We start from the raw sequence: 23,917 nt of genomic DNA on the forward strand, positions 1-23,917 counted from the left end.
CTGTCCATTTGATTAACAATTCTTACTTTGTTAAGATTTTGCAACAACCATGTGCAGCAAGAATACAAGGCTGAAAAGGTCCAAAAATGACGCGTCTTTTAACTCGTTACTTCGTCCTCGTCGGACTGCTTCTTGGGAGCGCCAGTATCGCTTCCGCAAGTACGAGCAGTGGAGGCATTATTGGCCTGTGGCAAACTGCAGGTGGCAGCGGTTATATCCGTATTTATGAGAAAAATGGCGCACTTTTCGGGCAAAGTGTGGGGCACTTGCAAGACACTGTGCAGCAGGCCCGTGCCAAGGGCCAGCCGCAAATTCTGGCCGACTTCGTACCCGAACGCCCGGGAGAATGGGCACAGGGCCGCATTTACGACCCGAACAACAAAACCTATTTTCATGGCACGCTGACGGCTTTAGATCCCCATGAACTTAAAGTATATGGCTATATCGGTTTTTCCTGGCTCGGTGGCGACACTATCTGGACCCGGGTTTCGACCAATTAAAACCGGCGCGACGAACTGGGAACCCCCATTGATCAATGGGAGATCTGGGCCAACTGCGCGTCGTTGATCTTCACTTTGGCATGCTCCCGCAAGTCCTTCAGATAAGCTGTCGACAACAAACGACCTCTCTGCTCCTCCAGAGATGCGCGAATTTGCATCGCCACTTTGGGGTTTATTGCCGCTGCCGAAGGTGCAGTTACGCGGGTGACGGCAAAAATCTGGTAGCCCGACGACGTCTTCACCATATCCATAGAGGGGACTCCGTCTACTGGTGCGGGTGCCGTAAAAGCAGCCACTAACGCCGCATTATCCAGCCCCTGCCCATTACGCCGGGTTACATCGAGATAAGCGTGCAGCGGATATGCACCACGATCTGTCAGCACATCCATATTCTTCGCTTGCCGCGCTGCCGCCAACAATGCCTGTGCTTTGTTTTGAGCCAGTTGCGACGCCTTTTCCGAGGTTAATTTTGCCGTAATGGTGCCCGCAACAGCACTCAGAGGTTGGACGCTACCCGGCGTATAGTGGAGCAAATGCACAGCCAGCAAATCCCCGTTCGTCAACGTGAGCGCTGTACTATTTTTACCGGCAAGCACAGCCTTGCTAAAGGCAAGGTCGAGCGCTTTGGCGTCGGCAAAAGGCCCCTGGGCAAGTAACGTCCCGGCAGTGAGTATCCCGCTCTCCTGAACCTTCAGGCCATAGGCTTTGGCAACCGTACCTAACCCGTCAGGACTACTAAACAGACGATCCTTGAAGTTTTCCACCTGGGCCTGGAAGGCATTTTCGGCCTGGCTATTAAAAGGCAAAGCGCTCTGCCCCACCGCCACTGCGGAAGAGCTGATGGTCGAACTCGTCGGGGCTGAACTCTTACCGACAAAATTCTTCGGTCCCAGAACGACATATTGCACCTGCGCCTGCGCGGGCAACTGGAATTGATCGACGTTGGCGTGATAGTAACCGGCCACTTTGGCACTTGTTGGCTTAGCCGCCGCCGCGAAGTCGGCGTCCTGGATATCTACTGCACTGACATCGCGGTATTCCTGAGACCAGGCCCAAACCTGGGTTGCCTCAGCATCCGAGGCGGTAGCAATGACTTGGGGAATGACTTGTAACTGCTCCAGGCGCATACTCTCTCTCAACATGCCTTCAAACTGTGCTGGTGTCATTCCGTTAGCGGCCAACAATGTCTGGTAATGATTTTTAGAAAAAACACCCTTCTGTTGAAAGGCCGGAATGGATTCGATTTTTTTCGCCAATGCGGCATCGGGCACCTGTAACCCCAGACGTCCCGCCTCTGCACCTAAAAGCATATTGTCAATCAAACCATTAAGAACATCCAGCCCGAAGCTCTTGTCCGCCGCCATCTTCGCTGCGGTTGCTGCACCAAAAATGTGACTATAACGTTCCTGAGCATCCTTCATACGTTTCTGAAATACGGCATCGGTAATCTTCTGGCCATCCACCGTCGCTATAGCCGACGAATTTGAACCCCCCGAGAATAAATACCCGCTTACGCCCCAGAGCACGAAAGATAATGCGATTAAGATCATGAGTATTTTGGCTACCCAGGACTGACCAAAATTCCGAAATCTATCCATCATAAGCACATCTCCACAAAGCCATAGTACCGAGGTAAAGCTGTCTGTATATTTAGCGCTCTACCATAAAGGAAGAGCTCTCAAAACGCCATAATGGCTGCATCAGTGTCTCGCTATACAAAAAAACAGACACAAAAAAAGGCGCCCTAAAAGGGTCGCCTTACTCGCATTGGCGGGGCGGACGGGGCTCGAACCCGCGACCTCCGGCGTGACAGGCCGGCATTCTAACCAACTGAACTACCACCCCAATAAAATTGGTGGTGGGCGGTGAGGGGCTCGAACCCCCGACATTCGGCGTGTAAAGCCGACGCTCTACCAACTGAGCTAACCGCCCAAACCAGACGCGCTAGTTTACTGCATCACGCAGTGCTTTACCAGCCTTAAATTTAGGTGTGCGACTTGCGGCGATCATGATTTCTGCACCAGTAGCGGGATTACGGCCTTTGCGCGCCTCACGGCTGGAAACAAGGAAGGAACCGAAACCGACCAGAGTTACCTGATCACCAGCCTTCAGTGCCTCTGTAATCACCTTGACTGCCGCATCCAGAGTATGGCCGGCGGCGGCGCGAGTCACGCCAGCTTCTTCTGCAATCTTCTCGATCAACTCCGATTTATTCATATTTCTTTCTCCTGTTATGGACTCGGTTACTAGGTATAACTGCGCATCAACTCTATCCAGAAAACGTTATAGCAGGGTAAAAAAAGACTTGTCAAGAAAGTGCAAAAAATGGCCTGAATCACGAATCATAGACCGGCCTTCGCCAATGAACCATTGCTGTCAGGAGCATGACGACATAAATGTCGTCATGCTCCTACGCCTATTCTACATAACTAAAAAATTATGGAGACAGTTTTCACACCACATCCTTAATGTGCCATTGCCTTGTCCTCGGAAGGCTCATTAACCGCTACTACGCCAACCAACGCTTCTCCGCTGTCGGCGGGCAGCGGCATCGGTGATGACTCCAGCGCGATAGCCAGAACCTCGTCAATCCACCGGACCGGTTTGATGGTCAGTGCATCACGCACATTTTTTGGAATTTCCTGCAGATCTTTTTCATTCTCCGCCGGAATCAAGACCGTGCTGATGCCACCGCGATGTGCTGCCAGCAACTTCTCCTTTAACCCACCGATGGGCAGGACCTCACCGCGCAGCGTGATCTCCCCGGTCATGGCGACCGTGGCATGCACCGGAATATTGGTCAGCGCCGATACCAAGGCAGTGGCCATGCCAATACCGGCACTTGGCCCATCTTTAGGCGTGGCACCTTCTGGCACATGGATATGCACGTCACGGTTCTGGTAAAAATCTGCAGGAATGCCCAGCGCCCGTGACCGGGCACGAACCACGCTCATGGCGGCCTGGATAGACTCCTGCATAACATCTCCCAGCTTACCGGTGATCAGCAGCTTGCCGCGACCCGGTACGACGACAGCCTCAATACTCAGCAATTCACCGCCCACCTCAGTCCAGGCCAGACCAGTGACCTCACCGATGCGGTTTTCCTTCTCCGCCTTGCCGAAGTCGAAGCGACGCACCCCGAGATACTTGTCCAAATTGCGATCCGACACCTGCACCCGCGTGCGCTTTTTGTCGAGCAGGAGTTCCTTTACTACCTTACGACAGATACGTGCGAGCTCCCGCTCCAGATTACGCACGCCGGCTTCCCGGGTGTAGTAACGGATGATGTCCCGGATGACCGTCTGTGAAACTTGCATCTCCCCATCCAGTAGCCCCGCTTTTTCTGTTTGCTTAGGCAGAAGATACTTGGTGGCGATGTGGATCTTTTCGTCTTCGGTGTACCCGGATATACGAATCACCTCCATGCGATCCATCAACGGTGCCGGGATATTGAGCGTATTCGCCGTCGTGACAAACATCACCTCCGAGAGATTGAAATCCACTTCCAGGTAATGGTCGTTGAAAGTCGCATTTTGCTCGGGATCCAGCACTTCGAGGAGGGCGGAGGCCGGGTCACCCCGGAAATCCATCGCCATCTTATCCACTTCATCCAGCAGCATCAGCGGATTGCGCGTAGCAATCTTGGCCAGACTCTGGACGATTTTACCCGGCAGGGCACCGATATAGGTACGCCGATGTCCGCGAATTTCCGCTTCGTCGCGCACGCCACCTAGGGACATCCGCACAAATTTGCGTCCGGTCGCCGCTGCGATAGAGCGCCCCAGACTGGTCTTACCCACGCCAGGCGGACCTACCAGACACAGGATGGGACCGCGGCTGTTGCCAACCCGTTCCTGTACGGCAAGATATTCGAGAATGCGCTCCTTGACGTCCTCCAGACCGTAATGATCGGCGTCGAGAATAGCCTTAGCCCGCTTAAGATCCTTGGTGATTTTACTGCGCTTGCGCCACGGCACCCCCACCAGCCAGTCGATGTAGTTACGCACGACCGTCGCCTCTGCGGACATGGGACTCATCATCCGCAGTTTTTTTAGTTCAGCGTCCGCCTTGACCCGTACATCTTTAGGCATTCCGGCCTTGTCGATTTTACGCGTCAACTCATCCAGCTCACTACCGCCCTCTTCCGACAGATCACCCAGCTCTTTCTGAATGGCCTTCATCTGCTCATTCAGATAATACTCGCGCTGACTCTTCTCCATCTGCCGCTTGACGCGGCCGCGGATGCGCTTTTCCACCTGCAGCAGGTCAATCTCAGACTCCATCATGCCCAGCAGATGCTCCAGCCGGGCGCGGGTGTCCGCCTTCTCCAGAATTTCCTGTTTTTCTTCGAGTTTGAGGCTGAGATGTGCCGCTACCGTGTCGGCCAGTCGTGCCGGATCATCCATGCTCGCCAGAGTAGACAGGATCTCCGGGGGAATTTTTTTGTTCAGTTTGACGTAGGCCTCAAACTGGGCACTGACCGAACGCATGAGCGCTTCCAGCTCACGATCGTTTGCCGCACCACTGGCGACGATCTGCACCTGAGCACGCAAGGATTCCTCCGCAGGCAGGAAGGAGACAATTCTAGCCCGGTCCGTACCTTCGACCAGCACCTTGACCGTACCATCAGGCAACTTGAGTAATTGTAGAATCGTCGCCAGCGTGCCGATCCGATAAATATTTTCCGGTTGAGGATCATCGTCCGCGGCATTTTTTTGTGACACCAGCAAAATCTGCTTTTCACCAGACATTGCCTCTTCCAGGGCGCGAATCGACTTCGTCCGCCCCACGAAAAGAGGGATAACCATGAACGGAAATACCACAACATCGCGCAGCGGCAACACCGGTACCATCTGCGCTTCCTCTTCCACCAGGAGACTTTTATCGATTTGGGCCACGGTCTACTCCAAAAGTAGGTGATTACTACCAATAACAGTGCAGATGGGGTCGTCGACAGTGCTTTTCAATAACGACCACGCTCTACGTCAGGCCGGATGAGACATATCCACCTTGGCAGCATCATCGTAAACCAGCAGCGGCTTGGTGCCGCTTTCCACGACGGCGGCATCCACTACCACCTTTTTCACGCCACTCATCGAGGGCAATTCGTACATCGTATCCAACAGAATCTGCTCAAGAATAGAGCGTAAACCACGTGCTCCGGTCTTGCGGGTCAGTGCCTTCTTGGCAATGGCCCGCAATGCCTCGGTACGGAACTCCAGAGTCACACCTTCGAGGGCGAAGAGCTTCTGGTATTGCTTCACCAAAGCATTCTTCGGATCGGTGAGGATGGAAATTAGTGCTTCTTCATCCAGTTCTTCCAGCAGCGCCAGAATAGGCAACCGTCCGACAAACTCGGGAATCAAACCATAACGAACCAGATCTTCCGGCTCCAGATTCTGCATCAGCATGGCTGCGGTCGCTTCTTTATCGCGGCGCTTGAGGGGCGCATTGAAGCCCATACCGCCCTTCTCCAGACGCGTAGAGACGGACTTCTCCAAACCCGCAAAGGCACCACCACAGATGAAGAGGATATGCCGCGTGTCCACCTGCAGAAACTCCTGCTGAGGGTGCTTGCGGCCGCCTTGTGGCGGAACCGAGGCCACCGTCCCTTCAATCAGCTTGAGTAACGCCTGCTGCACGCCTTCACCGGAAACATCGCGGGTGATAGAGGGGTTCTCGGACTTACGAGTGATCTTGTCGATCTCATCGATATAGACGATGCCGGTCTGCGCCTTTTCCACATCGTAATCACATTTCTGCAGCAACTTCTGAATGATGTTTTCGACATCCTCACCGACGTAGCCGGCTTCCGTGAGTGTCGTGGCATCGGCCATGGCAAAGGGCACGTTCAGGAGGCGCGCCAGGGTCTGCGCCAGCAGGGTCTTGCCCGAACCGGTGGGGCCGATGAGCAGGATATTACTCTTGTCCAGTTCCACCTCATTGTCCTTGCCACCATGTTCAAGACGCTTGTAATGATTGTAAACCGCTACGGACAAGACCTTTTTGGCAACGTCCTGACCAATGACGTAATCATCCAGCGTCTTGCGGATTTCCATAGGTTTGGGAAGTTTGTCCTGACCCTCGCTGTGGTCGTCCAGTATCTCGTCTTTGACGATATCGTTGCACAACTCAATGCATTCATCACAGATAAATACCGAAGGACCGGCAATCAGCTTGCGGACTTCATGCTGGCTCTTGCCACAGAATGAACAATACAGCGTCTTTTCACCGCTTCCCTCGTGCTTTCCAGCCATAGCTGTTCTCCTGCCTGTTCAGGCGGTCTCGTTTTCACCGCGATGGCTAATCACAGCGTCCACAAGACGGTAGGTTTGGGCCTCCTCGGCCGACATGAAAAAGTCTCTGTCGAGATCCTGCTCAATGCGTTCACGATCCTGTCCGGTATGATGGACCAAAATATCATTGAGCCGCTCACGGATACGCAGAATCTCTTTGGTATGGATTTCGATATCATGCGCCTGCCCCTGAAAACCACCGGAGGGCTGATGCAGCATAATCCGTGCGTTAGGCAGCGCGTAACGCTTGCCTTCGGCACCAGCGGCCAGTAATACAGCCCCCATGCTCGCCGCCTGACCAATGCAGACCGTACTGACCTTCGGGCGAACAAACTGCATCGTGTCATAAATCGCCATGCCAGCCGTGACAGAACCACCGGGGCTGTTGATATACAGTGCGATATCTTTGTCAGGATTCTCCGCTTCCAGAAAAAGCAACTGAGCGACCACCAGATTGGCCATCATGTCTTCCACCTGGCCCACCATAAAGATCACCCGCTCTTTGAGCAGCCGCGAGTAAATATCATAGGATCGCTCGCCACGCCCGGTCTGCTCGACCACGATGGGCACATACCCCAAGCCCTGTACGGCGGGCGCCAACTGGTCTCCTGCCTGCTTCCACATAATCCATGCTCCTGTCTGTTGACACGGTCCCGCAACGGGCACCGGTTATTCCGCGTTTGCTTCGGCTACCGGTGCCCGGCCGATGAGCTGGTTAAAGCTGACAACCTCGTCGTTCACTTTAACACGCTCCAGAAGCCATGCCACCACTTTGTCTTCCAGCACCAGGGCCTCGGCCTGCTCCATCTGCTCGGGATTACTGCGGTACCAACTCATGAACTGCTCAGGGTCCTCATACTGCTCGGACATGTCCCGAATAACCTGAGTGACTTCCGCTGGGGATGCCCGCAGCTTCTCGCGCCGGACAATTTCCGACAAAACCAGGCCGAGTACCACTCGCCGCCTGGCCAGCGCGTCCAGATCATTGCTGCCAACTGCTGCATCGGCGTCTTTTTGCAAACGCTCCAATTCCTGTCCGATCATTTGCCTGGGCAAATCGGGATGGTTGCTCTCCGCTACCAGTTCCAGAATCTGCGCTTTCACCTGACCCCGGCTAATCCGCTGCGCTTCACGTTCCAGATTTTCCCGTACTTCCTGCCGCAATATGGCTACATCCCCATCCTCAATACCCAGTGCCAGGGCAAAAGCCGCGTCCACTTCGGGCAATTGGGGGGCCGCCACTTCCCTGACCTGAAGATGGAACTGGGCAGCCTGACCGGCGAGTTCCGGAGCATGATATTCTGCCGGAAACTGTACCGCGACGGTCCGGTCTTCTCCCGCAGACATCCCCAGCAGTCCCTGCTCAATGTCCCGCAGCAAACGACCGGAGCCCAGCACCACGGGGTAGTCGGTCACATCCCCGCCCGCCATGGGGGCACCATCAATGGTCCCCTGAAAATCCACGGTGACCCGGTCTTCGTCCTGTGCAGCACGCTCGGCAGACACATAAAAACGCCGCTGCTGACGCATAATGTCTATGGTGGCATCCACGTCCGCATCCGTCACCTCAGCCGTCTTGCGGATAACGGTGGCGTCCGGCACCTGCGGATCAAATTCGGGATACACCTCTACCACGGCCGTAAACACGAGGTCCTCGCCGCGCCCACCTTTCTCGACCTGCACTTCCGGTCTTCCAACCGGACGTAAGGACTCGTCACGCACTGCCTGAGAATAGCGTTCATTGATAAGATGATCGAAGGTCTCCATGAGGGCATCCGAACCATAATGGCGTTCGATGAGGGCCATGGGCGCCTTGCCGGGCCGGAATCCGGGGAAACGCGCGGAGCGCGCCTTGTTACGCAGACGCTGGGATACCCCACTCTCCACCTCACTGGCGGGAATGGTCACATGGATGTGTCTTTCCAAAGGCGCGGCCTCTGGTGTCGAGATTTGCATGAACTGATCCTTCTTTTGCATTTTGTCTAAGCCTAAACGTTAATAATAAACACAAGCCACCTGCCCCTCAAGGTCAGCGCAGACCGCGGCTCCCCGGTTTAACGGGCGTCCCGCCAACTGCACAGAGCGGACAATCAACAGCTTCCCAGGTACGTACCGGGAGCGTCAACAGCGGAAAAAATGGTACGCCGTCAAAATCGCTGAATCCTGAACTGCGATCAATAATTGCCGATGTCGCTAATACTTGCCCACCTGCTGCGGTAATGGCCGCTATACATTCCCGCGTCGAGCCGCCTGTCGTCGTAATATCTTCAACCACTAACACACCTTCACCCGGCGCCAGCGCAAAGCCCCGGCGCAGCACCATCTGCCCGGCTTCCCGCTCGGTGAACAGGCTGCGTACTCCAAGCGCGCGGCCACATTCGTAGGACACCAGAACCGCACCCATGGCTGGCCCCACGACACAGGAGATGCGCTGCCGCAGATCATCAGGAATACCCGCCACCATCGCCGCACACAGTCGCGCTGCGTGCTCGGGATGTTGCAGTACCCTGGCCGACTGCAGGTAGGTATCACTATGCAACCCTGAGGATAGCAGAAAGTGTCCCTGGAGCAGTGCTCCATCTTCTTTGTACAACGCCACTACTTCGTCTGTAGTCACAGCAGATTTCTTCTCCATGATCAGTGTTGCGCGGAGCACAGCCCTTACCACCTCTTTAAAAAAGCATATCAATCGGATTTCTGAGAACCGGCGGCGCTCCCTGGCAACTCACTCAATATCTGGCCAAGGGCCTGTGCCGGATCCTCGGCAGCCGTAATAGGCCTGCCTACCACGAGGAAGTCTGATCCCGCTGCCAGTGCCGCCGCTGGCGTCATAATACGTCTCTGGTCATCCTCCGCATACTGCGCGGGACGAATCCCCGGAGTCACACGCAGGAGTTCAGGCACTGACTCCCGTAGACGACTTGCCTCCAGCGCAGAACAGACGATGCCATCCAAGGCACATTCTGCTGCAAGTGTCGCCAAACGCCCAACTTGATCCTGCACCGAGCTGTTGACGCCAACTTCGCGTAAAGCGGCATCGTTCATACTCGTGAGTACCGTCACCGCAACCAGAAGAGTCCGCTGTGTTCCAGCGGCATCGTTTACCGCTTCGCGTGCGGCGCGCAGCATGGTGCTACCACCACTCGCATGCACGTTGAGCATCCATACGCCGAGACGCGCTGCCGCCCTGCAAGCTTTGGCGACGGTCTGCGGAATATCGTGAAATTTGAGGTCAAGAAATACGTCAAATCCCCGCTCCTGCAGGTGCTCCACAATGGCGGGGCCACAGGCGGTAAAGAGTTCCTTACCGACCTTGACCCGACACGCGGCAGGATCAAGCTGATCCGCCAAAACCAGGGCGTCGCATTCGTTCGCATAATCCAGCGCAACAATGAGCGGTGAAATCACAAACTACACCCTCCGGAAAAGGTACCCCACTGACGGCAGCTAGGGCAGCGCCAATAGTACTGGGGACTTTGATAACCACAAGACTGACAATGAAAAACCGCTGGTTCCACCGACAGTCCCCTGACTGCTAGCGCCATAACGGGATACAATGCGGGATCCGGTGCATCGGGATCCAGTTCCAGCAAAACCTGCATCACCCGCATATCTGGCTGCCGCAACAAAACACGTCTTAAATATGCCGTCGCCGCGGGGGTTCCCTCAACCGCCTGCAAGGCATGCGCCAAAAGTTTTACGGCCAGTGGCGAATTGCACATCTCCAACAGGCGTTCTCGTGCTTCTTGCACACCCGTGCCGTTCTCAGCATATCGTAAAACGCTCAGAAAGGGTTCCAAAATAAGCAGAACTACAGATTCCACTGGGGAGTCGAGAAGTTTTTCCCAAAGCCTTAACGCACCACCCCAGTCCTGCCGATCGAAGGCGATGCGTCCGCCAATCACCAAAGCCCGCGGATTTTCTGGATCCTCCTTCCGGGCCAACTCCAAAAAAAACTTTGCCTGTCCTGTCTCTCCGGCGAGCAGCGATTGCTCGGCCAGTTCACCATAGAGCATGGCAATCACGGGACGCTGGTCGCGCTTACCTGCTTTATGTAAGCGCTGACGAACCGCGATAGACTGCGCCCACTCACTACCCAGTTCGTACAGCTCGGCAAGCGTAGCAAGGCCCTCTAGATGATCGGGTTGACGATCCAATAATTCTTTGAGGATAGATTCCGCCCGATCGAGAATCCCTGCTTTGAGGTAATCCTGCGCGATCTCGAAAAGCACACTTTGCCGCAGATCAGGCGCCAGTGCCGGTTGATCCAGAAGATGCTGATGTACCCGCAAAGCACGTTCCAACTCTCCGCGCCGCCGAAAGAGGCGTCCCAGGGCGAGCAAAATGTCAACGCTCTCCGGATGTTGCCGCAGCGCATCGAGAAAAACCTCTACCGCCTCATCATTGCGCTCACTGAGGAGATGGTTGAGTCCCTGAATATAAATTTCGGGAATCGTGTCGGGGGCAATCGGCGCAGATTTTCGGTGAGCGGTAATCCGACCAATCCACACGCCCAGCGCGATCGCCGCGAGCAAGACGAGGACGACAACGGTCTCCACCCCAGAAACCGTCAATTAGACCTTGCTACCTGCAACCGCCTCAGGGTAATCAACCTGCTCGCGGAGTTCCTTACCCGGTTTAAAATGCGGAACCCGCTTCTCAGGCACCAGCACCGGCTCTCCCGTTTTCGGATTACGCCCCTGCTTGGCGGGGCGCACGTGCATGGAAAAACTTCCAAAACCACGAATTTCAATACGTTCACCCTCAGCCAGTGCGTCACTCAGATAATCGAGCATCTGGCGGGTAGCCATTTCAATATCGCGCACACTCAAATGTGGATATTGTGCACTGATGTTTTTGATCAATTCCGATTTAGTCATAGTTTATTAGCTTCTTACAAAGAATGGTGAACTGACAGGACATCATAAAATTAAAAAGGTAAGCGGCAGGTTGACGCTTCAAAAAAGCCTTTACCTGACGCCACCTCATTCACCCCCTCTTCCCGATCAGCACATGACCGGGAGGGAAAGGGTCACACTTAACTTTCTTCTTCCTGCTTACGCTTGAGCTGTTCTTTGATCAGGTCGCCCAGACTGGTGGTGCCCGTCGCCGCACTACGCGCGTATTGCTGCACCGCCGCCGCTTGATCCTCCTGAGAAGCAGCCGCTTCCCGGGCCTTGGTGCTGAGGGTCAAGGTGCGGTTCTTGCGATCTACCATCGCAATGCTGACCTCAATTTTATCCCCGGCTGACAAGGTCAGACCACGAGCCAGTTCACGGTGGGGCAGAAATCCTTCCACACCCTCGCCAAGCCGAATCTCGGCACCTCGACTATCCACCGAGATGACTTCACCTTCGACCAGGGCACCCTTTTCATTGGCCACCACAAACTGGATGAACGGATCAGTTTCCATCTGCTTGATCCCGAGGCTGATACGCTCCCGCTCCGGATCAATGCTGAGGACGACCGCATCCAGAGTATCTCCCTTCTTGAAGTCCCGCACCGCTTCTTCGCCGGTACGATCCCAGGCGAGATCAGAAAGATGGATCAGGCCATCGATACCGCCATCCAGGCCAACGAACACACCGAAGTCGGTAATACTCTTGATCTGACCGGAGACACGATCGCCCTTCTGGAAGTTCTGCGCGAAGTCGTCCCACGGATTGGGCAGGCACTGCTTGATGCCCAGCGAAATGCGGCGCCGCTCTTCGTCGATATCAAGGATCATCACTTCGACTTCCTGGCCGACATGCAGGGCCTTGGCCGGATTGATGTTCTTGTTGGTCCAGTCGATTTCGGAGACATGCACCAGGCCCTCGACGCCTTCTTCGATCTCGACGAACGCGCCGTAATCCGTAACGTTGGTGACCTTACCGAAAATACGGGTAGCCTCGGGATAACGGCGGGCGATATCGCGCCAGGGATCTTCACCCAGTTGCTTCATGCCGAGAGAGATACGGCCGCGCTCGCGGTCGAACTTGAGGACCAGGACGCGCACTTCGCCGCCCACGGTGACCACTTCGCTGGGATGCTTGACCCGGCGCCAGCCCATATCGGTGATATGCAGCAGGCCGTCGATACCACCCAGGTCGATGAACGCGCCGTAATCGGTGAGGTTCTTGACCACACCCTCGAGGATGGCACCTTCCTGAATGCTTTCCAGCAGTGCGCCACGCTCCACGCTCTGTTCCTGCTCGACCACCGCGCGGCGGGAAACCACCACGTTGTTGCGCTTGCGGTCCAGCTTGATGATCTTCATCTCCAGGTCTTTGCCTTCGAGATAGGCCACATCCCGTACCGGACGCACATCGACCAAAGAGCCAGGCAGGAAGGCGCGCACACCATCGATGCTGACCGTAAAACCACCCTTCACCTTACCGGTAAGGAAGCCATGCACCACGGCGTTGTCGTTGAAGGACTTCTCCAGATCGACCCAGGTCTTGGCGCGACGGGCTTTTTCACGGGAGAGGCGGGTCTCGCCCATGCCGTCTTCCACCAGCTCCAGACAGACCTCCACAGAGTCACCGACCTTCACCTCTATTTCACCTTCCGCATTACGGAACTGCTCAGCGGGGATCGGCCCTTCAGACTTGAGACCCACATCGACGATGACAAAGTCGTTATCGACGCGGGTCACTATGCCGGTGAGCAACTCGCCAGGCTTGAGGCCCTGGGTGCTCTGGCTTTCTTCAAACATCTCGGCAAAACTGGGTTCAACAAGCATTTCAGCGTTAGGGGTGGTCATAAATTTCAGTAGGCCTCATTTACCGGGCACGCCATAGGCGCCCCTTGAATCACTGCTCGATGCCATAAATGGCGGTTTCAATTTTCCTGCAAAGCCGATTGAACCCAGCTTTGCAGAACCCTGTATGTGTCAGAAACGCTTTGTTCGCTGGTATCCAGGAGGCGCGCATCGGACGCGGGCCGGAGCGGTGCCACGCTGCGCTGCTGATCCCGGGCATCGCGTTCCGCAATTTCCGCCACAACTGTGGCGAGATTAGCACTACTACCCTGTTCCATCAACTGATTCAGACGCCGCTTGCCACGGACTTCGGCGCTGGCAGTCAGAAATATCTTAAGCGGTGCGTCCGGGAAAACCACGGTCCCCATATCCCGGCCGTCGGCCACCAGTCCCGGCGCCTGGCGAAAATCCCGCTGCCGCTGCAATAAAGCGGCGCGGACCGCAGGAAGCGCGGCAATTTGTGAGGTCAACGCACTGATTTCGGGGCTGCGGATTTCCGCATCCACGACCTCTCCCCCAAGTAGTACGTGGGTTTGGTCCACTGCACCGCGAAAGCTCAGCGGTAAGGCACGGGCAAGGTCGGACAGCGCCGCTTCCTCATCTGCATGAAGCCCGGCCCGCTGGGCCGCCAGCGCCAACGCCCGATAAATAGCGCCGCTGTCCAACAGATGCCAACCCAGATCATGGGCCAAGAGACGACCCAGCGTGCCCTTACCGACCCCGCCGGGACCATCCAGGGTGATGACGGGGATGATATTCATGCGCTTACCATCTCCAGCAGCAGCCCGGCCTGCTGTGCCAGAGCGGGAAAACTCGGAAAGGACGTAGCCACGTTGGCACAGTCGAGAATTTCGATATCACCTCGCGCCACCAGTGCCGCCATAGCGAAGGCCATCGCGATACGATGATCTCCGTGACTGTTTACCTGGCCACCCAGCAGCGGTGATCCGCTGATAATGGCTCCATCCGCGCGCTCTTCTATAGTGGCACCCAGTGCACGCAGCCCACCAGCCATCACCGCGATGCGGTCACTTTCCTTGACACGGAGTTCTTCGGCGCCGGTAATCACCGTCTGCCCCTTCGCACACGCCGCCGCTATGAACAGCGCGGGAAACTCATCAATAGCCAGAGGTACCAGACGGGGAGGGATAGCGATGCCTTGCAACGGTGCATAGCGGACGCGGATATCGGCGACCGGCTCACCGCCCACTTCGCGCAAGGCGGTCAGGTCAATCCGAGCACCCATGCGGGTGAGGATTTCGATGATACCGGTCCGGGTCGGATTGATACCAACACCTTCCAGGGTGAGATCGGAGCCCGGCGCGATAGTGGCACCGAGCAGGAAGAAAGCCGCCGAAGAAATATCGCCCGGCACCTGCAGCGACTGCCCGTGCAACTGACCACCGCTGCGCAGACAAATGCGTGGACCCTGACGCTCCAATGGATAGCCGAAGCCTTGCAGCATCCGCTCGCTGTGATCGCGGGTGGGCGCGGGCTCGGTCACGCAGGTTTGCCCGTCGGCATACACTCCGGCCAACAGCACGGCGGATTTGACCTGGGCGCTAGCCACCGGCAGCGCATACTCGATGCCATGCAGGGGCCGTCCATGAATATGCAAGGGTGCCCTGCCCTCCTGCGCGGTGATTTCCGCGCCCATGGCACGCAACGGGTTCAGCAAGCGGCCCATCGGTCGCTTCTGCAAACTGGTGTCGCCAATCAAAGTGCTGGAAAAAGCCTGCCCGGCCAGCACCCCCGCCAGCAGACGCATGGCCGTACCGGAGTTTCCACAATCCAACGGGACAGCAGGCGCATGCAACCCATGCAGGCCGGCACCCTGTATGCGCAAATGCCCATTATTCGGCCCTTCCATTTCGACGCCCATCGCGCGAAATGCGGCGATGGTGGCGAGCACGTCCGCACCCTCCAGCAACCCCTCTACTTCGGTGATGCCTTCGGCAAGCGCGCCAAGAATAACGGCACGATGGGAAATGGATTTGTCGCCGGGGACCGAAAAACGACCTTTGAGCTGACCACCTGGATGTACAAGATATCTGGACATAATTCAGGAATGCACCGGAGGAAATTGAAATTTTTGTCGGCAGCGCTGACCACGTCCCAGCAGATCATTCAGCGCCTGGGCATCGTTACCCGCCAGCATCCGCTCGGCGGCGCCAAGAGTCCTTTGCACCGTGCTCAAATGCTGGCGGACAGCGGCACGATTCTCCCAGAGGATCTCGGCCCAGAGCCGGGGATCCGAGGCGGCGATACGGGAAAAGTCGCGCAGACCACCACCCGCCAATTGCTGCAGCACATTCGCCTGATCCTCCAAACCTGCCATGTAGGCAAAAGCCAGCAGATGTGGCACATGGCTGGTGGCAGCCAAAGCATGATCGTGGGCTTCCGGCGTCATTTGAACGATGGTGGCTCCGAACATTTGCCAGAATGTGCGCATAGCCTCCAGGGACCCGTCTGCCTGACCCGGCAACGGGGTCAAGATCACTCGTGCGCCCTGATAGAGCCCCTTCCGAGCCGCACCAAAGCCGGTTTTTTCGCCACCCACCAAGGGATGTGCCGCCACAAAACGATTCCCTAAAAGCCGAGCACCGAGCTGCGCTACCGGCACTTTGATGCTCGCGACATCGCTAACCACTGCCGTTGGAGACGCCAGACGCGCCACCTCTGGCAACTGCGCCATGAGCACCTGCGGAGGCGTGGCCAAAATGACCAGGTCAGCGTCCTGCAATGCGGGGGCAAGGACATGACTCAGCTTGACCTGCCACTTACCTGCTGCCTTACGAATCCGCATTGCTTCTTCCTTATCCGCGACCACGCCCCAGACTGTTCCGCTGAAATCCGCCGCGCGCAGGGCTTTGGCGACACTTCCCCCTATCAGGCCAAGGCCGACAATGGCGACCCGTTGGAAGGGAAAGTCTGGCATGCTAGAGCTCGCGGCCGATGGCCTCGGCAATCTTGCGCAGATCACCCATCAGTGTCATGAGTTGCTCCGGACTCAAGGCCTGATCGGCATCGCACCAGGCTTCTTGGGGACAGGGATGCGACTCCACCAGCAAACCATCTGCACCAGCCGCAATGGCCGCCTTGGACAATTGCGGCACCAGCCAGGCCTTACCGCCCGCGTGACTGGGATCGACGATAACCGGCAGATGCGTCTCCCGCTTGAGGACCGGTATAGCGGTGACATCGAGGACATTGCGATAGGCCGTCTCAAAGGTGCGAATACCACGCTCGGCGAAAATAATCCGGTGATTGCCGTGAGCAGCAATATATTCAGCCGCCATGAGCCATTCCTTGATGGTAGCACTCAGGCCACGTTTAAGGATAACCGGCACATCCAGGCGACCGACTTCTTTGAGGAGATCAAAATTCTGCATGTTGCGCGTGCCGATCTGAATGATATCCACCCCTTTTTCGAGGAAAAGATCAATCTTGCGGACATCCATCAGCTCGGTGACGATGGGCAAACCGACGGCATCCGCAGCGGCCCGAAAATAATCCAGGCCTTCATCGCCCACGCCCTGAAAGGTGTAGGGGCTGGTGCGAGGTTTGAAAGCTCCGCCACGCATCAGGCGGCAGCCTGCCGCCCTGACGGCTTCTGCGGAGCTGCGCATCTGTTCAGGTGTTTCGACCGAACAAGGGCCAGCGATCACTTGAATCTGATTGCCGCCGATGGGCACACCACGCACCTCGATCACGGTGTCGGTGGATTTGAACTCACGACTAACGAGTTTGTAGGGTTTAAGAATAGGCATGACCTGTTCCACAGCAAGCAAAGATTCCAAGGCTCCCTCGGGCAGCAACCGTTCATCTCCTAACAGGCCCACCACGGTGCGCTCGGAACCGGTACTGACCATGGGCTGCAGGCCAAACTGGCGGATACGCTCCAGCAACTGCTCCATCTGCTCTGCGGTAGCTTGTGGCTTAACAATGACGATCATAAAATTACAGGACCTCGCCCAGCATTTTTAGAAAACGTTGATTTTCCACCGGCAGACCAACACTGACCCGCAGATGATCCGGCATGCCGTAAGGGGTAAGCGGCCGGATGATTACGCCCCGATGCAACAGCGCGTCGTAGACACGCTGCCCCCCCCCCGGTACGGCAAAGGCGGTAAAGTTGCCTGCAGGCGGCAGGATTGTCAATCCAAGATTACGTAATCCGTCGCGGAGGGCCACGATCCCTTGGCGATTGTTGGCCAGGGTAGCCTGTAGATGGGCGCGGTCGGTGAGCGCAGCGTGCGCTGCCACCTGCGCTAACGTATTAACATTAAAGGGCTGACGAACCCGCTCCAGCACCGCTATCAGGTCAGGGTGGCCGATGCCGTAACCGCAACGCAGGCCTGCCAGCCCATAGGCCTTAGAAAAGGTCCGGGTAACTATCAGGTTGCTGAAGCGCCGCAGCCATAGCTTACCGTCGGGATAATCCGCGGTATCCATCAGTTCCAGGTAAGCCTCATCCAGCACCACCAGGGCATGTGAGGGCACGCTGTCGACAAAGGCCTCCAGTGCCTCAGCAGAAAGGTGGGTACCCGTGGGATTGTTGGGGTTGGCGATAAACACCAGCCGGGTTTTTGCGTTGAGCAGGCCGGCCATGGCATCCAGATCATGGCCGTAATCCCGCGCAGGGGCAATCCGCAGGGTCGCTCCGTTCGCCTGCGCGGCAATGGCGTAAGCAGCAAAGGCATACTGGGAAACAATCACCTCGGTGCCCGGCCCGGCAAAGGCGCGTACAGCAAACTCCACCACCTGATCAGAACCGTTGCCGAAGATAAATTGCCGCGGGTCCAGATCCAACTGATATGCCAGCAGTGCGCGCAACTCCGGCGCCGACCCCTCGGGATACAGGGCCAGGGTGGGCAGCGCATCGCGGATAGCCGCCAGCGCCGCGGGGCTGGGTCCCAGCGGATTTTCATTGGAGGCCAGTTTGATGGCATCACGGATACCCAGTTCCCGTTCCAGTTCCGCCAAGGGTTTACCCGGCTGATAAGGACGCAAGTCAGACACCCCCGCTGCCGCATATTCCAGATATTTATTGCGCATTAAAATACCGCTCTGGGATAACTGCCGAGACAACGATAGAAAGACGCCTGTTGCGCAAGGGCATCCAGCACCGGTGCAATGGCGGCATCTTGACGATGACCGAGCAGATCGAGATAAAAGACATACTCCCAAACAGCGGAGCGTGCCGGTCGCGACTCAATGCGCGTGAGGCTGATCCCCGCATCGGCCAATGGCGACAGCAGCGCATGCAGGCTCCCCGGGCGATTGGCCGCGGCTACCACCAGACTGGTCTTGTCGTTCCCTGTGGAGCGGGTACTGATCTTACCGATCACCAAAAAGCGCGTGGTGTTCTCGGGATTGTCTTCAATACTGGCGGCCAGAATATCGAGGCCGTAAGCCTCGGCAGCCACGGTAGTGGAAATAGCGCCACCCTCTGCATCCGCCGCTGCGCGTTCAGCAGCCACGGCATTACTGGGGACGTCCACCAATTGCACCTGCGGTAGGTGTGCGGCAAGCCACTGGCGACACTGGGCACGAGTCTGGTAGTGCACATAGACCCGTTGGATCGCATCCATGGAGCATTTAGCCACCAGATTATGGACGATGCGTAACTGCACCTCACCGCAAATATGCAGCGGATAATCCAGTAGCAGATCGAGGCTGAGATTGACAGAACCCTCGGTGCTGTTTTCCACCGGCACCACGCCGAACTGCGCCTGCCCACTGTCCACCAAAAGAAAAATCTCGGCAATCCCCGTGGTGGGTTGCAACACCGCAGCCCGCCCGAAATGCTTTTGCGCAGCCATTTGCGTGAAGGTGCCTGCCGGCCCGAGATAGGCCACCTGTAACGGCTCTTCCAGGGCCAGGCCAGCAGAAATGATTTCGCGAAAGATAGTGGCGATTTGCTCCGCAGAGAAGGGTCCGGGATTCTCGGCCATCAGCCGACGGAGAATTTCGGACTCCCGATCAGGATGGTAGAAATTCGTCTCATCAGCGGCGCGTTTGACTTCACCTACTTCGGCAGCCAAGCGGCCTCTCTCTGCAAGCAAATGGAGGATTTCTCCGTCTACGACATCAATAGCGGCGCGCAATTCAGGCAACGTTCGTACAGTCGCGGACAAGTTGCCTCCCTAACCCTGACGGCGGGCAAAATCCCGCATGAAGTCGACCAGCGCCCGCACCCCGGCCTCCGGCATGGCGTTGTAGATAGAAGCGCGCATACCACCCAGCAGGCGGTGTCCCTTGAGCTGGAGGAGCCCCTGCTCATCCGCCTCTTTCAGGAATATCGCGTCCAATACCGCATCGTGCAAGGTAAAGGGCACGTTCATCTGCGAGCGGTTGCGGTGCTCGATGGCGTTGTTATAGAAGCCGCCAGAGTTATCAATCGCCGCATACAGCAATGCGGCCTTACGCGCATTGACCTCCGCCATAGCGTCCAGCCCACCCAATTGTTTCAACCACTTGAACACCAAACCAGCCACGTAAATAGCAAAGGTAGGAGGTGTATTATGCATGGAGCCCTCTTTGGCATGCACGGCGTAGTCCAGCATGGTTGCAGTACCGGCTGGCGCATGACCGATGAGGTCTTCACGAACAATAACCAGAGTCAGACCGGCCGGCCCGATATTCTTCTGGGCACCGGCATAAATGAGGCCAAAACGGCTGACGTCCGCCGGCTTCGAGAGAATATGGGAAGAGGCATCACTCACCAGCGGAATATCGCCCAGTTCCGGGATAAAATCGAACTCCAGACCACCGATGGTTTCATTACCGGCAATATGCACGTAGGCAGTATCGGCGCTAACCCGCCACTCCGATTGCAGAGGCACCACACGAGCCTGGCGATCCGCATTGCTGGCCGCCACTTCGACGATCGCAAAACGCCTGGCCTCGCTCATGGCCTTTGCAGACCAGATACCGGTCTGCACATAACTCGCCCGCCCATGACCACGCAGCAGGTTGATGGGAACCATGGCAAACTGCAAGGTCGCCCCACCCTGCAAAAACAGCACCCTGTAATGGGCGGGAATCTGCAGGAGGTCACGGAGGTCTTGTTCGGCCCCGGCGATAATCTGCATGTAGTCGGCACCGCGATGGCTCATTTCCATGACCGAAATACCGCGGCCATGCCAATCGAGCAGTTCCGCCTGCACCTGCTCCAGTACCGCATGGGGGAGCATCGCCGGACCCGCGCCAAAATTATAAACAGGATAGTTCATTATGTGTTACTGGGGCAGATCAGTCTGCTCCCCCTCCTCTTCTTCTGTATCGGCAATCAATGCCAGTCCCGCCAATTGCTCGCCCTCGCCCAGGTTAATCAGGCGCACCCCCTGCGCATTCCGACCGGTGCGACGAATGCTGTTAATCGCCATACGAATCAGCGTGCCATGATCAGAGACCAGCATCAGTTCGTCCCGCTCCGTTACCGCCAGGGCGCCGACCACATCACCATTACGCTCGTTGGTCTGGATGGCAATAACGCCCTTCCCACCCCGGTTGGTGCGGCGGTATTCATCCACTTTCGTCAATTTACCATAACCATTGGCGGTAGTGGTGAGGATCACCTGACTGGAGTCCACCCACTGTGCCGAGATCACCCGATCATTTTCTTCCAGACTGATGCCGCGTACGCCACGGGCGTTGCGACCCATGGCTCGGGCCTTCGCCTCGGGAAAGCGCACCGCCATGCCATGCCGAGTAAAGAGCATGAACTCGCGCTGCCCGTCGGAGAGGCCAACGGCGACCAGACGATCACCGGGGTCGAGGTTGATGGCATTGATCCCCTGACTGCGCGGTCGGGAATACTCCATGACCGGCGTCTTTTTGACGACCCCGAGGGAGGTAACCATGCAGACAAACTGGCCCTCGGTAAAGTCACGAACCGGCAACACGGCGGTAATGCGCTCCGTGGGTGCCAGCGACAGCATGTTGACAATGGGCTTGCCCTTGGCGCCACGACCTGCCTGCGGCAACTGATACACTTTTTGCCAGAAGACTTTACCGAGATTGCTGAAGAACAAACAATACGCATGGGTCGAAGCGCAGAACATGCGTTCGACAAAGTCTTCTTCTTTGGTGGTAGTGGCCATCTTGCCTTTGCCGCCCCGCCTCTGGGCATTGAAGACCGTCACCGGCTGCGCCTTGATATAACCGGCGTGGGTGAAGGTCACCACCATTTCCTCTTCGGTAATCAGATCTTCCGTCGAAATATCACCCGTGTCCGCCACGATCTCGCTGCGCCGGGCATCCCCGTACTGATCGCGGATGGCCACCAGCTCTTCGCGGATGACTTCCATCAGCCGGGTCTTTGAGCCAAGAATCTCCAGTAACTCACGGATGCGATCCAGCAAGGCCAGGTATTCATCGCGGATTTTGTCCTGCTCCAGCCCGGTCAGACGGTGCAAACGCAAATCGAGAATGGCCTGGGCCTGCAGCTCGGACAGATGATATCCGTCCGTTTGCATCCCCTCCGAGGGTTCGCCACGTTCGACCAGCAGTGCCGCGACCATGCCCGGCTCCCAGGCCTTCGCCAGCATCTGCGCCTTGGCTTCCGCCGGGTTGGCCGCCGCCCGAATCAGGCTGATGAGCGGGTCGAGATTGACCAGCGCCACCGCCAGGCCTTCGAGGATATGGGCGCGGTCGCGTGCCTTCTTCAGCTCGAAGACGGTGCGCCGGGTGACCACTTCGCGGCGATGCTGAATGAAGGCCTGCAGCAGATCGCGCAGACCGAGGGTCCGCGGTGCCCCGTCCAGCAGCGCCACCATATTGATATTGAACACGCTCTGCATAACCGTGTGCTGGTAGAGATTATTCAGCACCACGTCGGCATTGGCATCCCGCTTGAGTTCAATGGCGATACGCATACCCGATTTGTCCGACTCGTCGCGCAGGTCACTGATGCCTTCCAGACGCTTTTCCTTGACCATCTCGGCGATGCGCTCAATGAGCTTGGCCTTATTCACCTGATAGGGCAGTTCGGTGACGATGATGCTCTGCCGGTTGGATTTTTTGTCCGTCTCGAACTCGCAGCGCGCGCGCATGACCACTCGGCCCCGCCCGGTGCGGTAGGCTTCGATACTGCCGGCACGGCCATGAATAAAGCCTGCCGTCGGGAAATCCGGCGCCGGGACCAAGGTAAACAAGTCTTCGTCCGGGGTCTCGGGATCATCCACCAGCGCCAGACAGGCACTGATCACTTCCGTCAGATTGTGGGGCGGGATATTGGTCGCCATACCGACAGCGATGCCGGCGGAACCGTTGATCAGCAGGTTGGGGATACGCGCCGGCATGACCAGCGGTTCCCACTCCTTCTCATCGTAGTTGGGACCAAAATCGACGGTCTCTTTTTCCAGATCCGCCAGCATTTCGTGGGCGATGCGGGACATGCGCACTTCGGTATAGCGCATGGCGGCTGGACTGTCGCCATCCACCGAACCAAAGTTACCCTGCCCGTCGATGAGCGGGTAGCGCATGGAAAAGTCCTGCGCCATCCGCACCATCGTGTCATAGACGGCAGTGTCGCCGTGGGGATGGTATTTACCGATGACGTCACCGACAACACGCGCCGACTTCTTATAGGGCTTATTCCAGTCGTTGTTCATCTCGTGCATGGCGAAGAGCACACGACGATGCACTGGCTTGAGGCCGTCGCGGGCGTCGGGAAGGGCGCGGCCGACGATCACGCTCATGGCGTAATCGAGGTAAGACTGGCGCATCTCCTTTTCGAGACTGACAGGAATAGTTTCTTTGGCGAATTCGATCATGTGGAGACTGAGTACCCCTGATTATTTTTTCAACGCGGCATTATGCCACAGCGGGGCTAAGCCTGCATGTGGCCAGCGGCCAGCGCCTGGAGCGCCGCCTGAAACCCCGGGCGCGCCACGCCACGCTCGGTGATAATGGCGGTGATCAGACTGGCGGGGGTGACATCAAAAGCCGGATTGCGCACTTCGACACCTTCTGGTGCCACCGCATGGCCCGCACATTGCTGCACCTCGGCGGCGGGGCGCTCTTCGATAACGATACCGCCGCCATCGGGCATGGCGAAATCCACCGTACTCAAAGGCGCCGCGACATAGAAAGGAATCTGATGATATTGCGCCAGCACGGCGAGGCTGTAGGTGCCAATTTTGTTTGCCGCGTCGCCATTGGCGGCAATGCGGTCGGCACCAACGATCACCGCATGGATCAGGCCCTGTTGCATCAGATAGGCGGCGGCGCTGTCGGCATTGAGATGAAAGGGAATACCGTCCCTCTGCAACTCCCAGGCGGTGAGGCGCGCGCCCTGCAGCCAGGGCCTGGTTTCATCAGCATAGATATGGAGCTGCTTACCCGCAGAAATCCCTGCACGAATCACGCCC

The 23,917-nt window shown here is 57.1% G+C and carries 21 protein-coding genes and 2 tRNA genes; 1 reads left to right on the forward strand and 22 read right to left on the reverse strand.

Annotated elements, in window-relative coordinates:
* Nucleotides 1-86: 86 nt before the first annotated feature.
* Nucleotides 87-500, forward strand: coding sequence for a DUF2147 domain-containing protein (locus Q0C48_RS10685; RefSeq protein WP_291524204.1), 414 nt, complete (start codon nucleotides 87-89; stop codon nucleotides 498-500).
* A gap of 32 nt (nucleotides 501-532) precedes the next feature.
* Here Q0C48_RS10685 and Q0C48_RS10690 read toward each other — a convergent pair whose 3' ends face one another.
* The 22 genes from Q0C48_RS10690 to Q0C48_RS10795 form a co-directional block, all read right to left on the reverse strand.
* Nucleotides 533-2,101, reverse strand: a complete 1,569-nt coding sequence (locus Q0C48_RS10690; protein ID WP_291524206.1) for a SurA N-terminal domain-containing protein — start codon at nucleotides 2,099-2,101, stop codon at nucleotides 533-535.
* A gap of 167 nt (nucleotides 2,102-2,268) precedes the next feature.
* A tRNA-Asp gene (locus Q0C48_RS10695) sits at nucleotides 2,269-2,345 on the reverse strand.
* Between the two features lie 11 nt (nucleotides 2,346-2,356).
* Nucleotides 2,357-2,432, reverse strand: a tRNA-Val gene (locus tag Q0C48_RS10700).
* Nucleotides 2,433-2,444: 12 nt separating this feature from the next.
* Nucleotides 2,445-2,717 carry an HU family DNA-binding protein gene (locus Q0C48_RS10705; RefSeq protein ID WP_014028811.1) on the reverse strand — a complete coding sequence of 91 codons (273 nt, stop codon included), beginning with the start codon at nucleotides 2,715-2,717 and terminating at the stop codon, nucleotides 2,445-2,447.
* Nucleotides 2,718-2,965: 248 nt separating this feature from the next.
* Nucleotides 2,966-5,353 carry an endopeptidase La gene (gene lon, locus Q0C48_RS10710; protein WP_366937043.1) on the reverse strand — a complete coding sequence of 796 codons (2,388 nt, stop codon included), beginning with the start codon at nucleotides 5,351-5,353 and terminating at the stop codon, nucleotides 2,966-2,968.
* Nucleotides 5,354-5,485: 132 nt separating this feature from the next.
* The gene (clpX, locus tag Q0C48_RS10715; RefSeq protein ID WP_291524210.1) at nucleotides 5,486-6,757 is read right to left on the reverse strand and encodes an ATP-dependent Clp protease ATP-binding subunit ClpX; all 1,272 of its coding nucleotides are present in this window, start codon (nucleotides 6,755-6,757) and stop codon (nucleotides 5,486-5,488) included.
* 18 nt (nucleotides 6,758-6,775) lie between these two features.
* Nucleotides 6,776-7,420 (reverse strand): ATP-dependent Clp endopeptidase proteolytic subunit ClpP, encoded by a 645-nt coding sequence (clpP, locus tag Q0C48_RS10720; RefSeq protein WP_291524212.1) that lies wholly within the window; start codon nucleotides 7,418-7,420, stop codon nucleotides 6,776-6,778.
* 45 nt (nucleotides 7,421-7,465) lie between these two features.
* On the reverse strand, nucleotides 7,466-8,752 hold the full coding sequence (tig, locus tag Q0C48_RS10725; protein WP_291524214.1) for a trigger factor: 1,287 nt from the start codon (nucleotides 8,750-8,752) through the stop codon (nucleotides 7,466-7,468).
* 73 nt (nucleotides 8,753-8,825) lie between these two features.
* A complete protein-coding gene (gene pyrE / locus Q0C48_RS10730) occupies nucleotides 8,826-9,413 on the reverse strand; it encodes an orotate phosphoribosyltransferase (RefSeq protein WP_291524216.1) in 588 nt (195 codons plus the stop codon).
* Nucleotides 9,414-9,481: 68 nt separating this feature from the next.
* Entirely contained in the window at nucleotides 9,482-10,204 is a 723-nt protein-coding gene (gene pyrF / locus Q0C48_RS10735; RefSeq protein ID WP_291524218.1) for an orotidine-5'-phosphate decarboxylase, read from the reverse strand.
* Nucleotides 10,201-11,370 carry a tetratricopeptide repeat protein gene (locus tag Q0C48_RS10740; RefSeq protein WP_291524220.1) on the reverse strand — a complete coding sequence of 390 codons (1,170 nt, stop codon included), beginning with the start codon at nucleotides 11,368-11,370 and terminating at the stop codon, nucleotides 10,201-10,203. The genes pyrF and Q0C48_RS10740 overlap by 4 nt, the downstream gene beginning before the upstream one ends.
* Nucleotides 11,371-11,676 carry an integration host factor subunit beta gene (locus Q0C48_RS10745; protein WP_291524222.1) on the reverse strand — a complete coding sequence of 102 codons (306 nt, stop codon included), beginning with the start codon at nucleotides 11,674-11,676 and terminating at the stop codon, nucleotides 11,371-11,373.
* A gap of 158 nt (nucleotides 11,677-11,834) precedes the next feature.
* Nucleotides 11,835-13,541, reverse strand: a complete 1,707-nt coding sequence (rpsA, locus tag Q0C48_RS10750) for a 30S ribosomal protein S1 (RefSeq protein ID WP_291524224.1) — start codon at nucleotides 13,539-13,541, stop codon at nucleotides 11,835-11,837.
* A 77-nt stretch (nucleotides 13,542-13,618) separates the two neighbouring features.
* Nucleotides 13,619-14,299, reverse strand: coding sequence for a (d)CMP kinase (gene cmk, locus Q0C48_RS10755; protein WP_291524226.1), 681 nt, complete (start codon nucleotides 14,297-14,299; stop codon nucleotides 13,619-13,621).
* Complete coding sequence (gene aroA, locus Q0C48_RS10760; protein ID WP_291524228.1) at nucleotides 14,296-15,597, reverse strand: 3-phosphoshikimate 1-carboxyvinyltransferase; 1,302 nt, start codon at nucleotides 15,595-15,597, stop codon at nucleotides 14,296-14,298. Before aroA ends, cmk begins: the two co-directional genes overlap by 4 nt.
* Nucleotides 15,598-15,600: 3 nt before the next feature.
* Nucleotides 15,601-16,476, reverse strand: a complete 876-nt coding sequence (locus tag Q0C48_RS10765; protein WP_291524230.1) for a prephenate dehydrogenase — start codon at nucleotides 16,474-16,476, stop codon at nucleotides 15,601-15,603.
* A 1-nt stretch (nucleotide 16,477) separates the two neighbouring features.
* Entirely contained in the window at nucleotides 16,478-17,494 is a 1,017-nt protein-coding gene (gene aroF, locus Q0C48_RS10770; RefSeq protein ID WP_291524232.1) for a 3-deoxy-7-phosphoheptulonate synthase, read from the reverse strand.
* A 4-nt stretch (nucleotides 17,495-17,498) separates the two neighbouring features.
* On the reverse strand, nucleotides 17,499-18,596 hold the full coding sequence (gene hisC / locus Q0C48_RS10775) for a histidinol-phosphate transaminase (RefSeq protein WP_291524234.1): 1,098 nt from the start codon (nucleotides 18,594-18,596) through the stop codon (nucleotides 17,499-17,501).
* On the reverse strand, nucleotides 18,596-19,678 hold the full coding sequence (pheA, locus tag Q0C48_RS10780) for a prephenate dehydratase (RefSeq protein WP_291524236.1): 1,083 nt from the start codon (nucleotides 19,676-19,678) through the stop codon (nucleotides 18,596-18,598). The genes hisC and pheA overlap by 1 nt, the downstream gene beginning before the upstream one ends.
* 9 nt (nucleotides 19,679-19,687) lie before the next feature.
* Nucleotides 19,688-20,776: a 3-phosphoserine/phosphohydroxythreonine transaminase gene (serC, locus tag Q0C48_RS10785; protein WP_291524238.1), complete on the reverse strand. Its 1,089-nt coding sequence runs from the start codon at nucleotides 20,774-20,776 to the stop codon at nucleotides 19,688-19,690.
* Nucleotides 20,777-20,782: 6 nt separating this feature from the next.
* Nucleotides 20,783-23,320, reverse strand: coding sequence for a DNA gyrase subunit A (gyrA, locus tag Q0C48_RS10790; protein WP_291524239.1), 2,538 nt, complete (start codon nucleotides 23,318-23,320; stop codon nucleotides 20,783-20,785).
* A gap of 56 nt (nucleotides 23,321-23,376) precedes the next feature.
* Nucleotides 23,377-23,917: S-methyl-5-thioribose-1-phosphate isomerase (locus tag Q0C48_RS10795; protein ID WP_291524241.1), on the reverse strand; the 541-nt coding region annotated here is incomplete at its 5' end.

Source organism: Acidithiobacillus sp. (assembly GCF_023255755.1).
Classification (GTDB): domain Bacteria; phylum Pseudomonadota; class Gammaproteobacteria; order Acidithiobacillales; family Acidithiobacillaceae; genus Acidithiobacillus.

Coding starts and splice junctions, on each gene's coding strand:
- rpsA (WP_291524224.1), bottom strand. CDS start 13,541: ATGACCACCCCTAACGCTGAAATGCTTGTTGAACCCAGTTTTGCCGAG.
- Q0C48_RS10765 (WP_291524230.1), bottom strand. CDS start 16,476: ATGCCAGACTTTCCCTTCCAACGGGTCGCCATTGTCGGCCTTGGCCTG.
- cmk (WP_291524226.1), bottom strand. CDS start 14,299: ATGAATATCATCCCCGTCATCACCCTGGATGGTCCCGGCGGGGTCGGT.
- aroA (WP_291524228.1), bottom strand. CDS start 15,597: ATGTCCAGATATCTTGTACATCCAGGTGGTCAGCTCAAAGGTCGTTTT.
- clpP (WP_291524212.1), bottom strand. CDS start 7,420: ATGTGGAAGCAGGCAGGAGACCAGTTGGCGCCCGCCGTACAGGGCTTG.
- hisC (WP_291524234.1), bottom strand. CDS start 18,596: ATGCGCAATAAATATCTGGAATATGCGGCAGCGGGGGTGTCTGACTTG.
- aroF (WP_291524232.1), bottom strand. CDS start 17,494: ATGATCGTCATTGTTAAGCCACAAGCTACCGCAGAGCAGATGGAGCAG.
- gyrA (WP_291524239.1), bottom strand. CDS start 23,320: ATGATCGAATTCGCCAAAGAAACTATTCCTGTCAGTCTCGAAAAGGAG.
- Q0C48_RS10690 (WP_291524206.1), bottom strand. CDS start 2,101: ATGATGGATAGATTTCGGAATTTTGGTCAGTCCTGGGTAGCCAAAATA.
- clpX (WP_291524210.1), bottom strand. CDS start 6,757: ATGGCTGGAAAGCACGAGGGAAGCGGTGAAAAGACGCTGTATTGTTCA.
- Q0C48_RS10705 (WP_014028811.1), bottom strand. CDS start 2,717: ATGAATAAATCGGAGTTGATCGAGAAGATTGCAGAAGAAGCTGGCGTG.
- lon (WP_366937043.1), bottom strand. CDS start 5,353: ATGGTACCGGTGTTGCCGCTGCGCGATGTTGTGGTATTTCCGTTCATG.
- tig (WP_291524214.1), bottom strand. CDS start 8,752: ATGCAAATCTCGACACCAGAGGCCGCGCCTTTGGAAAGACACATCCAT.
- serC (WP_291524238.1), bottom strand. CDS start 20,776: ATGAACTATCCTGTTTATAATTTTGGCGCGGGTCCGGCGATGCTCCCC.
- Q0C48_RS10685 (WP_291524204.1), top strand. CDS start 87: ATGACGCGTCTTTTAACTCGTTACTTCGTCCTCGTCGGACTGCTTCTT.
- Q0C48_RS10745 (WP_291524222.1), bottom strand. CDS start 11,676: ATGACTAAATCGGAATTGATCAAAAACATCAGTGCACAATATCCACAT.